14 protein-coding genes are annotated in these 12,204 nt (G+C 60.2%); 7 read left to right on the top strand and 7 right to left on the bottom strand.

Features of this window, described 5'->3' with window-relative positions; all coding sequences use genetic code 11:
- Positions 1-251: 251 nt before the first annotated feature.
- Together AC1Z24_RS00715 and rsd are read left to right on the top strand one after the other, a co-directional pair.
- Positions 252-767 carry a disulfide bond formation protein B gene (locus AC1Z24_RS00715; protein ID WP_483744187.1) on the top strand — a complete coding sequence of 172 codons (516 nt, stop codon included), beginning with the start codon at positions 252-254 and terminating at the stop codon, positions 765-767.
- Between the two features lie 186 nt (positions 768-953).
- The gene (gene rsd / locus AC1Z24_RS00710) at positions 954-1,415 is read left to right on the top strand and encodes a sigma D regulator (protein ID WP_483744186.1); all 462 of its coding nucleotides are present in this window, start codon (positions 954-956) and stop codon (positions 1,413-1,415) included.
- A 66-nt stretch (positions 1,416-1,481) separates the two neighbouring features.
- Here rsd and AC1Z24_RS00705 read toward each other — a convergent pair whose 3' ends face one another.
- Positions 1,482-2,159, bottom strand: coding sequence for an FKBP-type peptidyl-prolyl cis-trans isomerase (locus tag AC1Z24_RS00705; protein ID WP_483744185.1), 678 nt, complete (start codon positions 2,157-2,159; stop codon positions 1,482-1,484).
- Positions 2,160-2,363: 204 nt separating this feature from the next.
- Here AC1Z24_RS00705 and AC1Z24_RS00700 point away from each other — a divergent pair, with 204 nt between their 5' ends.
- Positions 2,364-3,350 (top strand): AlgP family protein, encoded by a 987-nt coding sequence (locus AC1Z24_RS00700; protein WP_483744184.1) that lies wholly within the window; start codon positions 2,364-2,366, stop codon positions 3,348-3,350.
- Between the two features lie 3 nt (positions 3,351-3,353).
- Here the strand turns inward: AC1Z24_RS00700 and AC1Z24_RS00695 are convergent, their stop codons facing one another.
- Entirely contained in the window at positions 3,354-3,818 is a 465-nt protein-coding gene (locus AC1Z24_RS00695) for a TIGR02444 family protein (protein WP_483744183.1), read from the bottom strand.
- Between the two features lie 46 nt (positions 3,819-3,864).
- On the opposite strand from AC1Z24_RS00695, the gene AC1Z24_RS00690 reads away from it, so the two are divergent.
- The 3 genes from AC1Z24_RS00690 to AC1Z24_RS00680 all read left to right on the top strand — a co-directional run bounded on the left by AC1Z24_RS00690 (position 3,865) and on the right by AC1Z24_RS00680 (position 7,092).
- Positions 3,865-5,778, top strand: a complete 1,914-nt coding sequence (locus tag AC1Z24_RS00690) for an ATP-binding cassette domain-containing protein (RefSeq protein WP_483744182.1) — start codon at positions 3,865-3,867, stop codon at positions 5,776-5,778.
- Between the two features lie 13 nt (positions 5,779-5,791).
- Positions 5,792-6,382 carry a mechanosensitive ion channel family protein gene (locus AC1Z24_RS00685; RefSeq protein WP_259101250.1) on the top strand — a complete coding sequence of 197 codons (591 nt, stop codon included), beginning with the start codon at positions 5,792-5,794 and terminating at the stop codon, positions 6,380-6,382.
- An 83-nt stretch (positions 6,383-6,465) separates the two neighbouring features.
- On the top strand, positions 6,466-7,092 hold the full coding sequence (locus tag AC1Z24_RS00680; protein WP_483744181.1) for a LysE family transporter: 627 nt from the start codon (positions 6,466-6,468) through the stop codon (positions 7,090-7,092).
- Between the two features lie 81 nt (positions 7,093-7,173).
- Here AC1Z24_RS00680 and AC1Z24_RS00675 read toward each other — a convergent pair whose 3' ends face one another.
- The 4 genes from AC1Z24_RS00675 to AC1Z24_RS00660 are packed head-to-tail and all read right to left on the bottom strand — an operon-like array spanning position 7,174 to position 10,408.
- A complete protein-coding gene (locus AC1Z24_RS00675; RefSeq protein ID WP_483744180.1) occupies positions 7,174-7,917 on the bottom strand; it encodes a penicillin-binding protein activator LpoB in 744 nt (247 codons plus the stop codon).
- A gap of 3 nt (positions 7,918-7,920) precedes the next feature.
- On the bottom strand, positions 7,921-8,511 hold the full coding sequence (lpoB, locus tag AC1Z24_RS00670; protein WP_409033886.1) for a penicillin-binding protein activator LpoB: 591 nt from the start codon (positions 8,509-8,511) through the stop codon (positions 7,921-7,923).
- A gap of 38 nt (positions 8,512-8,549) precedes the next feature.
- Positions 8,550-8,921: a YcfL family putative periplasmic lipoprotein gene (locus AC1Z24_RS00665; RefSeq protein ID WP_259101242.1), complete on the bottom strand. Its 372-nt coding sequence runs from the start codon at positions 8,919-8,921 to the stop codon at positions 8,550-8,552.
- Positions 8,922-8,935: 14 nt separating this feature from the next.
- A complete protein-coding gene (locus AC1Z24_RS00660) occupies positions 8,936-10,408 on the bottom strand; it encodes a COG3014 family protein (protein ID WP_483744179.1) in 1,473 nt (490 codons plus the stop codon).
- 407 nt (positions 10,409-10,815) lie between these two features.
- Here AC1Z24_RS00660 and AC1Z24_RS00655 point away from each other — a divergent pair, with 407 nt between their 5' ends.
- Positions 10,816-11,280 (top strand): YaiI/YqxD family protein, encoded by a 465-nt coding sequence (locus tag AC1Z24_RS00655; protein ID WP_483746495.1) that lies wholly within the window; start codon positions 10,816-10,818, stop codon positions 11,278-11,280.
- A 116-nt stretch (positions 11,281-11,396) separates the two neighbouring features.
- Here AC1Z24_RS00655 and AC1Z24_RS00650 read toward each other — a convergent pair whose 3' ends face one another.
- On the bottom strand, positions 11,397-12,041 hold the full coding sequence (locus tag AC1Z24_RS00650) for a DedA family protein (RefSeq protein WP_483744178.1): 645 nt from the start codon (positions 12,039-12,041) through the stop codon (positions 11,397-11,399).
- Between the last annotated feature and the right edge of the window lie 163 nt (positions 12,042-12,204).

Genomic DNA, 12,204 nt, shown 5'->3' with positions numbered 1-12,204 from the left:
GGAGCGATACATTTCTGTCGCCAGCCGTATCGTCTTCCCGGCTAAAGCCGGTCCCACAAAGGCCGGCTTCGTAGGAAAATTCCCTGCGTTTTTTATGTTTCGAGATTATTCCTGCAAGCAGTGGTAAAAAATCGCACTTACAAGTCCGCAAACACCCATCGGATCAAGGAAATATCCCTACTTCGGCGCCTTGAAAGGGCTAAGGGCTTTCCTCTACCGTAACTGCCTTCGTTTTTTGTTACGGATCTGCCATGCCTCTGGCCCACTTGCGCTTCCTGTTCCTCCTGGCGTTCATCGCATGTGCATCGATCCTGGGCGCAGCCATTTACCTGCAACAAGCCTTTCTTCTTGAACCCTGCCTGCTGTGCTCAGTGCAACGCCTAGTCATGCTTGCCTGCGCAATCATCTGCCTGTGCGTGGCGATCCATGGGCCCGGCGTAGTTGCCGGGCGCTTTTACAGCGCGCTGCTCCTGCTGACGGCGTTGAGTGGCGGCATCGCGGCGGGAACCCAGGTCTGGTTGCAAATCGCCTCGATGGACGTTCTGGTGCCGCTCATGGCTGTAGTTGAGCGCATTCTCTACGCCCTTCATCTGTTCCAGGAGATCGACCCGTTGCGGGCCAAAGTGCTTGCGTGTGCCGAGATCAACTGGTCACTGTTCGGCTTCAGTATTCCGGAGTGGAGCCTGCTGGCGTTCTGCGCCGTGGGTCTGTTTGCACTATGGCCGCTGTGCAGGGGCTGGCGACGCTTTTCGACCGCCGAGGATTAAACACTTGTATGAACTTTCTCTCCTGCGTACCTTGAAGGGGTTGTCATGCGGGCATAATCTGGGCCGCATGAATCACAGGAACGATGTCGCATCTGCTGCGTTATCAGGCCCCCTCTTTTGTACAGAGTTGATTCCTGTCTTGAGGCCCACGCAGAGCGCATACCCCACAAGGGAAGAGAGAAAATCATGCTGGAAAGTTGTCGGAATGCTCAGGAACGCTGGGGTGGTGTCCACAAGCTGATTGATCGTTGGCTGAAAAATCGCGCCGATTTGATCAAGAGCTATGACGAGCTGGGCGCAAAAAAGACGGACCGGGCGGCATTGCAGGATTTCTGTCAGGCGTTGGTAGATTACGTTTCGGCCGGGCACTTCGAAATTTACGAGCAGCTCAACAGCGAGGCCAAGGCTTTCAATGATGAGCGAGGCCTTGAACTGGCCAAAACCATTTACCCGCGCATTGAAGCACTGACCGAGTCAGCGCTGGCTTTCAATGATCACTGCGACAAGGGTGATTGCTCAGATAGCGCACAGATTGCAGAGAAGCTCAAAAAGCTCGGCAGCCAACTGCATGAGCGCTTCGAACTGGAGGACTGCCTGATCGAAGTGCTGCATAACGCCCATCAAGAGCAAAACACGGCTCAGGCCTGATTGCGCTGATGCAGGTAGACAAAAGGGGGTGCTAAAGGCGCCCCTTTTTCATGTACGCAAAAGCTTCTACTGCCCGACGGCCAACAACTCGATTTCAAAAACCAGCGGGGTGTAAGGGTCGATCAGATCGCCCGCACCCTCAGCGCCATAAGCCTGCGCCGACGGGATCACCAAACGCCATTTCGCCCCGACCGGCATGCTTTCCAGCGCCGTGGTCCAGCCACTGATCACGCTGTCGACACGAAACCATTGCGGCTGGCTGCTCTGATCGAAGACGGTGCCGTCGGGCAGATGCCCCACGTAATTGACCTGGACCCGGCTGTTGATCGTCGGCTTGGCCCCGGTGCCAGCCTTGAGCTCAGTCATCAGGATACCGTCAGCCAGCTCCTTGACCCCCGGCTTGGCCTTTTCCGCGTCCATGAACTTGTGCTCGAGCGCCAGGGCCGCTTCACTCTGCGGCTCGGGATCACCGCTGGCCTCGGCCTGCGCCACTGCGGCGTCATGATCGGCGAGGATCTGATCCATGCGCTCTTTCTTCAGCGCCAGTGGCTTGCCCTTGTAGGCCTGCTGCAAGCCATCGACCAACGCCTTGAGATCCAGATCCGGAACCTCCTGGTGCAGGCGCTCACCGAGGCTGGCCCCCAGGCTGTAAGCGAGGTCATGGGCATCGGTGGAAGGTTCTGGCTCAGCGGCTTGAGCCAGCGGCAGCAAGAGGAACAAAGACGTTAACAGGTAGCGCGACATACATGCTCTCCGACCCGGGAAGGCAGCGATTATGCCAGTGCGGGCGCATGTGTGTGATGAAGTTACAAAGGAAATTAAGCTCAGGCCTTCAAGTATTTACCTCGACGTGCAACAGGTACGGGAAGACGCTGTCAACATGCGCTAGCGGCACTGCAATCAGAGGGCTAGTATGGGCCGCAATTTCAGTCAGTCAGGAGGTAAACCATGTCGGCCAAGAAGAAGACCGTAAACACGCCGTTGCATTTGCTCCAACAACTATCGGGCAGCCTGCTCGAGCATCTCGAAAGTGCCTGCTCGCAAGCTCTGACTGATGCAGAAAAACTGCTCGCCAAACTCGAAAAACAACGCGTCAAAGCGCAGGAAAAACTGCACAAGTCGCGCACCAAGCTGCAAGCCGCTGCCACCGCTGGCAAGGCCAAGGCGCAAGACAAAGCCAAGGGCGGCGTTGCCGAACTCGAAGGCCTGCTCGACGCCCTGAAAGATCGCCAGACCGAAACCCGCGCCTACATACTGCAACTCAAGCGCGATGCTCAGGAAAGCCTGAAGCTGGCCCAGGGTGTTGGCCGCGTTAAAGAGGCCGTTGGCAAGCTGCTGATCGATCGTGCTGCCAAGCCAGCGGCCAAAGCTGTTGCTGCCAAGGCACCGGTCGCCGCCAAAGCGCCTGCCAAGGCACCGGCTAAAGCCCCTGTCAAAGCTGCCGCCAGCAAGGCTGCACCTGCGGCCAAACCGGCTGCTGCCAAGCCGGCTGCAAAACCAGCTGCCGCAAAACCGGCCGCCAAGCCAGCTGCTAAAACCGCAGCGGCAAAACCTGCCGCTGCCAAGCCGGTTGCCGCCAAAGCACCTGCCAAGCCAGCAGCCAAACCTGCCGCTGCCAAGGCCGCAACAGCAAAAGCTCCGGCCGCTGCCGCCGCCAAGCCAGCCGCTGCAAAAGCACCAGTGAAAGCTGCTGCCAAGCCCGCAGCCGTCAAGGCGCCTGCCAAACCGGCAGCAGCCAAACCAGCCGCTAAACCTGCCGCTGCAAAACCGGCGGCTAAACCTGCTGCCAAGCCAGTAGCCGCCAAACCAGCAGCCAAGCCGGCCGCTGCCAAACCGGGAACTGCTGCACCTGCTGCGACAACAGCAGCCGCACCAGTGGCACCAACCTCTCCTGCTGCACCTGCTACAAGCTCGACAACGCCAAGCGCTTCCTAAGCGTCAAGCCTGGTCCGCCGCGACGCGCAATTTATTCAGCGCGTCGCGGCTCAGACCTCCTGCCTCACCCGCCAACGCCGTCAGCCATTGATGCTCGCCCCGAGTGATCTGCACCGGCCAGTCCTGCGCCAGCATTTCCAGGCGCGTCAGTAGCTCCCGCTCAGCCTTCAACTCCAACGCCTTGATCTCGTCACGCATGCCGCCCAGCGTCGCATCGCTGCTCGCCGCTGCTCGCCAGTTCGTGCGCAGTTGACGCAGGGGCTGCACGACCGCCTCGTCCCAAGGCCCGGTCAACTCAACGATCTGCTGTGTTCGGGAAGCCTCCCAAACCACGCCGCGCCTATCCAGCCAAATTCCCAGCAACAGCAGGCAGACATTGCCGCCACGGGCCTGCAAGTCCAGGCAGGCCTGCTCGATTCCGGGTCGGGCATAGAAATCGAGGGTGAAACTCCACAGGTCAGAAGGCATAGTGATCCACTTGTTCGGGACGAAGCTGGTAGACTCCGCCGCCATTATGATTCGACTTCAAAGCCTTACCTTACAGCGTGGTCCGCAACGTCTGCTAGAAGACGCCGAGCTGACCCTGCACGCCGGCCAGAAAGCCGGCCTGATCGGAGCCAATGGCGCCGGTAAATCCAGCCTGTTCGCCTTGCTGCGGGGTGAACTGACCCCCGATGGCGGCGACTGTCTGCTGCCTGCCGACTGGCGCATCGCCCATATGCGCCAGGAGGTCGACACCCTCGAACGCCTGGCCGTGGACTATGTCCTCGACGGCGACCTGCGCCTGCGTCAGGTCCAGCGCGACCTGGCCGACGCCGAGGCATCCGGGGACGGTGCCGCCCAGGCGCGCATGCATGCCGAACTGGACAGTGCTGACGGTTATACCGCCGACGCCCGAGCGCGCAAGCTGCTGGCCGGACTGGGGTTCACCAACGAACAAATGGAACGTCAAGTCGCAGATTTCTCCGGTGGCTGGCGGATGCGTCTGAACCTGGCGCAAGCCTTGATGTGTCCATCGGACCTGTTGCTGCTCGACGAACCGACCAACCACTTGGACCTGGACGCCATTCTCTGGCTCGAGGACTGGCTCAAGAGCTACCCCGGCACTCTGCTGCTGATTTCCCACGACCGGGATTTCCTCGACGCCGTGGTTGATCACGTCGCCCATGTCGAACAGCGCAAGATCACGCTTTATCGCGGCGGCTACAGCGCCTTTGAGCGCGCCCGCGCCGAACGCCTGGCCCAGCAGCAACAAGCTTACGAGAAGCAGCAGGCGCAACGCGCGCACATGGAGAAATTCATTACGCGCTTCAAGGCCCAGGCCACCAAGGCCAAGCAGGCCCAGAGCCGGATCAAGGCGCTGGAGCGCATGGAGGAGCTGTCGGCTGCCCATGTCGACTCGCCGTTCGACTTCACCTTCCGCGAGTCCGACAAGATCTCCAGCCCCTTGCTGGATCTGTCCGACGCCCGCCTGGGTTATGGCGACAAGACCATCCTGGAGAAGGTCAAACTACAGCTCACTCCCGGTGCGCGCATCGGCTTGCTCGGCCCCAACGGTGCCGGTAAATCGACCCTGATCAAGAACCTGGCCGGTGAGCTGGAGCCTCTGAGCGGTCGCCTGGCTCGCGGTGAAAACACCGTGGTCGGCTACTTCGCCCAGCATCAGCTCGACTCCCTCGACGCCAAAGCCAGCCCGCTGCTGCACCTGCAACGCATCGCGCCGACCGAACGTGAGCAGACCCTGCGCGACTTCCTCGGCGGCTTCGACTTCCGTGGCGCACGCCTGGATGAGCCGGTGCTGAATTTCTCGGGCGGCGAAAAGGCTCGTCTGGCCCTGGCGCTGATTGCCTGGGACAAGCCCAACCTCTTGCTGCTCGACGAACCAACCAACCACCTGGACCTGGAAATGCGCCTGGCCCTGACCATGGCCTTGCAGGAATTCAGTGGCGCGGTATTGGTGGTCTCCCACGATCGTCACTTGCTCAAGAGCACCACCGACGACTTCCTGCTGGTGGCCGACGGTCGCGTTCAGGAGTTCGACGGCGATCTGGAAGACTATGCCCGCTGGCTTGCCGACTACCGTCTGCGCAACGTCCCGGCCAGCAGCACGCCGGTCAACGCCGACAAGACTGACAAGAAGGCCCAGCGCCAACAGGCCGCGGCCTTGCGCCAGCAATTGGCGCCGCACAAACGCGAAGCCGACAAGCTGGAGCGCGACCTTGGCACCTTGCACGAGAAGCTGGCCAAGGTCGAAGCGGCCCTGGGTGACAGCGACATCTACGAGGCGGCGAACAAGGACAAGCTGCGTGACATGCTCGCCGAGCAGGCCAAGCTGAAGGTTCGCGAAAGCGAGCTGGAAGAGGCCTGGATGGAAGCTCTGGAGCTGCTGGAATCGATGCAGGCCGAGCTGGAAGCCCTGTCGTCGTAATTCAGGAGTGGTAATGGAGTTTTTCGGAGTAAACCTGCCTGCCCACTGGATCGAACCGATCTGGCTGGGCCTGCAAATCCTCTTGATCCTGCTGGCCGGCTACCTGGCGCAACGGCTGGTGGCGCGCTTCCTCAACAACCTGGGCGAGCGCTACCCTCTGCCACCCGAGCTGTTGATACCGGTACGCGGCGGCTTGCGCTGGCTGATCATGGGCAGCGCCTTCGTGATCGTGCTGGGACGGCTAGGGGTCTCTGCAACGGTGTTGTGGACGGCCCTGTCGGGCTTTGTCGCCGTTGCCGCAGTGGCGTTCTTCGCCATGTGGAGCGTGCTGTCCAACCTGCTGTGCGCGGTGCTGATCTTCACCATCGGGCCGTTCCGCATCGGCGATGTTGTGGAGCTGATCGACACCCTCGACAAGCCAGGCGTCAAAGGCAGGGTCACGGCGATCAACCTGATGTTCACCACCCTGATCGAACCGCCGGAGAACGGCGGTGCGCTGGTACAGGTGCCCAACAGCCAGTTCTTCCAGAAATCGGTGCGGCGTTGGCGCGGCAGTGATGCCATGCCTCTGACATCGCTGATCGACAAGCCACGGGATTCTTGAGTCAGCCGCACCACAGAAATCAATGGTCATTTTTTGCAACACCCATTAGCTTAACGGGTATTCCGTTCTGCCTGAGGTGTGTGATGTCACTGGAAACGTGGCTGGCATTTTTTGCCGCTTGTTGGGTTATCAGCCTGTCGCCGGGTGCGGGCGCCATTGCGTCCATGTCCAGCGGTCTGCAATACGGCTTCTGGCGTGGTTACTGGAATGCTCTGGGCCTGCAACTGGCGCTGATCCTGCAAATCGCGATCATCGCCGCCGGCCTTGGCGCCGTTCTGGCTACCTCGGCCACCGCCTTTACCCTGATCAAATGGTTCGGCGTGGCCTATCTGGTCTACCTGGGCATCAAGCAATGGCGGGCCCTGCCCAGCGATCTCTCCGACGACGCGACACCGCGCCCCATCGGCAAGCCGTTGAGCCTGGTATTCCGTGGTTTTCTGGTGAATATCAGCAACCCCAAGGCGCTGGTGTTCATGCTGGCGATCCTGCCGCAGTTCATCGACCCCAACGCGCCGCTGCTGGCGCAATACCTGATCATCGGCGCGACCATGGTGGCGGTGGACCTGACGGTGATGGCGGGTTATACCGGGCTGGCATCGAAGGTGCTGCGGGCATTGAAGACACCGAAGCAGCAGCGCCGCATGAACCGTACCTTTGCCGGACTGTTTGTCAGCGCGGCGGCGTTCCTGGCGACATTGCATCGGGCTTGATCAGCAAACCCGTAGGACCAGCTTTAGCCGGGAGGGAGCCCTCGCGGCTAAAGCCGCTCCTACGAGAATGCGTGGGGCACTTCAACGCAGAATGCGTGGTGCCTCATCAGGCGGCAAGTTGTTGCGTTGCATCGGCTGCGGCTGATCGTACGGCACCTCACCGCGCAGTTGCAGGCGCAGCTGGCCTGCCACGTCTTCGCCGATCGACTTCGACACGTCACGCACCACACGCCCGCGGTTGAGCGAGACATGCACGTCGCGGCCGTTGACCAGCTTGGTGTCCTGGCCTTCGCCCGTCGCCGTGAACGCCGAGGTAATCTCGAACGTACGGGTATTGATCAGGCTGAAGTCTGCGACCAGGGTCAGGCTCAGGATGGCCGAGTAGCTGTCGGTATTGGCCAGCTCGTTCATGTCCTGATTGAAGTCGATATCCGACACCGTCCCGAACAGCACATAGTCGGCGCCCTTGAAGTTACCGTTCTTGATGCGCTTGATGACGTCGTAGACGTCCTCGGTGGACTTGGCCGTATAAGGCGTGCCCTGGACCAGCTGGAACATCCCGGTACGCAGAATCTCGCCCTTGATGTCACCCGTGAATTTACGCAGTTCGCCCTGCTCGATATAGCTGCTGCGCTCCTCGTATTCGTTGTAGCTGCCCGAGGCGCTGGCGCTGTAGCGGTTGGCTTGCATATTCGTCTGGGCAGACACCGTGTGGATGTATTGTTCCACACGCTGCTGAAACGCCAGGTCAGCCACTGCGACCTTCGGCGCGGCCTGCACGCCAAAGGCGCACACCAGGCCAAGGATACCGATCCATGCACGCATTGATTAACGCTCCGTGGTTTTGCGGATTTCTTTCTCGTCCATCCACTCAGCAATGCCGCTCTCGACGTCGATCAACTGCAGGCTGAATTTGTAGAAGACGTCCTTGTAGTCGCTGCTGCGCTTGACGATGGAGCTGATGGAACCTTCGATGCGGTATTTGGCCGCCAGCATGTTGCCGGTCTTGCTGACCGTTGATTTCTTGTACAGGCCGCTCTGGTTCTGCAGCTTGAGCTGGTCGACCTGGCTCTGCATGTCGGTGTTGTCACTGGCGAAGCGGGCAGTGCCGGTCTTCATCAGCTGGGTCTTGATCGACGTGGTGATTTCGCGGGTATCGATGTACTCGCTGGTCTTGTTCTTCACGTCGTAGACCTGCACCACCGGACGGCCTTGCAGGACGCCGGACTGGGCCAGGGAGCGGGTCATGCTCTCGGCAATCATCTGCAGGTCGGTGGAACCGAACTCGTTGGTAACGGTTTCTACAGCCTTGGTGTCGCCGTAGCTGATGTTCTTGCTGCCCAGGGTCGGGGAGTTGTTAACGCAACCGGTAGCCAGCAGGGCCACAGCGGCAATGGAGCAGAGGCGGATAGACAACATATGCGGTTTCTCTTGAACTGATCGAAAGGGAAGACGGATCAAGGGGTTTTGACTTCAAGGCGGAAGTCAGTGGCCTTCGGCAGCGGCGCGATGGCGGACAGGAAGCTGGTCTGGGAGCCGTACAGGGTCACGCTCTTCCAGCTGTCCTCATCACCCACCGGGAAGCCGTCGTTACCCAGCCAGGCGAAGCGATAAAACATGCTCTTGTTGCGGAAGCTGGTGTTGTGCAGCTCGACCTTGACGGTCATGAAGCCGTTCTCACGAGCGACGCGCATCGCACCGACTTCAATGTTGTCCATGCTGCCCAGCGACACTACTTTGCTGGCTGCGCTGCCCGGTGCGGGTGGCGGCGGGGTGGCGCATCCGGCGAGCAGGGCCAAGGCCAGCGCGCCAAGCATCTTCATACGCATGCGGGTGTCTCCGTTCAAGGTTGTTTGGTAGCCACGGCTTGCGGCAGGGTCGATGGCACGACCTGGGCCATCAGACCATCGGCATACACCTGATTGCTGACGGCACGCAGGGCCACGACCTGATAAGGGCGGTCGATCTTGACCTTGACGTGGGTGCCGCCGGTGACGGACGGCAGCACAACGTCGTGCTCGCCTGGCTTCAGCCGCAGGCGTACGACCTGGGTGGTGTCCGGCAGGGTGCGCCAGGTACGGGTATCGGCGCCTTCGACGATGGCCGAGGTGATGCCCATGGCCAGGCCCGCGAGCGGGTTGACGTCATTGAGCTGCTTCTGCGCCACGCCACGGCTGATCGCACGCACGGTGGTACGCACGATGATGCCTGGCATGTCGTCACGCAGGGCGCGACGCGACATGTCCGTGGTGCTGTTGAGCAGGGTCAGGTCAACCGGCGCGCCGTTGACGACAATTTGCGAGAAGCGCTGGGTCGATGTATCGGGCTTGATCACCGGGAACGACAGAGCGGTGATCACAATGTTATTGGCGATTGGCAGCGGCAGCGGAATACGCACCGAGTCACGGGCCGGAGCAAAGCCGCTCTGCACCACGATCAGCACGTCACTGGTGCCTTCCGTGCTTGGCGCGGCCTCAACGACGGACTTGCTCTCCTTGCTGCCTTTTTTACCCTTGCCGCCCTTGCTGGCGGGCACTTTGCTGCCGCCGTCGTCCAGGTTCAGCAGGGCCTGGTCGAGCAGAGGGGTGTTAGGACGCAGCTCGGCGGCCTGACGATAGCCCGGTGCGGCGAGGTCTTTTTCACCAAGGGCTTCATAGACGAAGCCGGACAGGTAGTGGCTGAACGCACTCTGATAGCTGTTTTTCAGGCCAACGACTTCCGGAGCATCGAGAGAGGCGACCGGATAACCCTTGAGGTCCTTGAACTGGGTGGTCACACCCTTTTCACGGGCCTCGTCTTCACTCTTAAGGTATTCCTTGTCGCGCAGATCGGCGATCACGGCCTCACGCTCGTGAGTCTTCTTGATCTCGGTACGGGCACCGTCGAAATCGTTCTGGGCCAGCAGGTTCAGGGCCATCTGCGTGGTCAACATGACTTTCTCGTAGTCATAGCCTTCGTAACGACGGACCTTGTCGTTGACCAGATAGCTACCAAACTGGGCTACGTACTTGTCGGTATCGAATTTGACCGACTCTTCCCACTTGAACACCACGTCATCAGCCGAGCGCCAGGCAGTCTGGCTGCCGGTCAGGTCGCCCTTGGCGCGCAGGATCTCGCCTTTCTCGAAGTAATAAAGAAGGTCCTTGTCGGCGCCGGTGTTGTTCTTTTCCAGAGTCAGCAGGGCGCCGTCGACGTTGCCGCCGGACAATTGCTGGTTGGTCTCCTTCAGCTCGGTGTCGTAACTGCGGAACGCGGAACAGCCGGCCAACTGCAGGGAAACGATCAGAGCAGCCGCGGTCAGGACACGAGAGGACATGGTGCGTTCAATCCTTAGAGAGAGTCATGACGCGCCGATTGAGAGGCCATCATGCAAGTCCATTTGCCCCGGTAATGGGTTCCGGGTCGAATTTCCCGCGAAGCAGAACAGTCGCAGCGTTTGCAGGAAGGCGGGGATTATAAACAGCCATAACGTGAAAACAATGGCCTTTTTAACCCCATTTGCCAGCATGTGAATGGGATCACAGCCCTTTCGACGAGCGGTATTGAACCTTTTGCGCCCGCTTTGCGGGTAATAAATATTCATATCTGCCTTGAGCGAAACCGCCTTGCGCATCGACAATGCAGGCTTTAGACAACCCTGACCGAGCCTCCAATGTCACTGAGCGTGCGCTTACCAACCGGCCTGATCCTGGCGCCCTCCCTGTTCGGGCGCGAGGCATGAGCCTGCGCGTCTGGATCGATGCCGACGCCTGCCCCAAAGCCGCCAAGGACCAGGTGGTCAAATTTGCCCTCAAGCGCAAATTCGAGGTGGTGCTGGTAGCTGGTCAGGCCCAGATCAAGCCGGCCTTCAGTTGCGTGAAACTGATAGTGGTCCCGGCAGGACCCGATGCAGCCGACGACTATCTGGTCGAACAGGCGGTGCCCGGCGAGCTGGTGATTTGCAGTGATGTGCCGTTGGCGGATCGCCTGATCAAGAAAGGCGTGGCTGCTCTTGACCCTCGCGGCAAGGAGTTCGACCCGCAGAACATGGGCGAGCGCCTGGCGGTGCGCAATCTGTTTACCGATTTGCGCGAGCAGGGCCAGATGGGAGGAGGTCAGGGGCCTTATGGCGAGAGGGAAAGGCAGGCGTTTGCCAATGCTCTGGACCGGATTCTGACGCGGCTGGCGCGAGAGTTTCCAGCGATCTGACAATGTGGGACCGGCTTTAGCCGGGAAGGCGCCGACAGGATCGATAGATTTCTATCGCCTGCCGTGTCCTCTTCCCGGCTAAAGCCGGTCCCACAAAAAATGCCTGGCAATACAGCTCACTCGTCAGCCGACTTCTTGATATCGACCGACACCTGTACCGCAATCGGCTGCGCGCTGGCCTCTGCGGCTTCTGCAGCCTTGATACGCGCCGCACGGGCATTCTTGATACGCCGACGCAGCCACAGGGCAAGACCGAGCAGCAGCAGGCCGCCCAGGACCCACAGCTCGTATTTCTTGACGTTGCCCAGCAGGCCTTCCAGCACGGCGCCAAAGTGATAGGCCGCCGCCGCCAGTGCCGCCGCCCAGATCGCTGCACCGATGCCGTTGAGCAGCAAATAGCGCCCCGGCGGATAGCCGGACAGACCGATAGCCACGGGCATTACCGTGCGCAGGCCATAAACGAAGCGGAAGCTCAGGACCCAGATATCCGGGTGCTTGCGGATATGCTCCAGCGCCCGATCGCCCATGAGTTGCCAGCGCGGCTTGCGCGCGAGCAGTTTGCGGCCATGTCTGCGCCCCATGAAATACCAGAGTTGGTCACCGGCATAGCTCCCGAAGAAAGCCACGACCACGACCACATAGATATCCATGTAACCCCGGAACGCAAGGAATCCGGCAAGAACCAAAATGGTCTCGCCTTCAAAGAAGGTGCCGAGAAAGAGGGCAAAGTAACCAAATTCCTGCAAGAAATGTTGGAGCATTTTCTGGGTGCTGGCGAAATGAACGCGCAGCCTAACCCGCCAGTGTCATTGAGGAAAGTGTGGAGATGTGTCTCGACGTTAAAGTTTGTGACGAAGACAATGGCGACAGCCTCTGAACATTATGTTTACAGGCCCTGTGATACCCGTCTGAACCGCACAGCTG

The organism is Pseudomonas sp. JL23, assembly GCF_056933585.1.
This window is presented reverse-complemented; position numbering and strand designations above follow the sequence as displayed.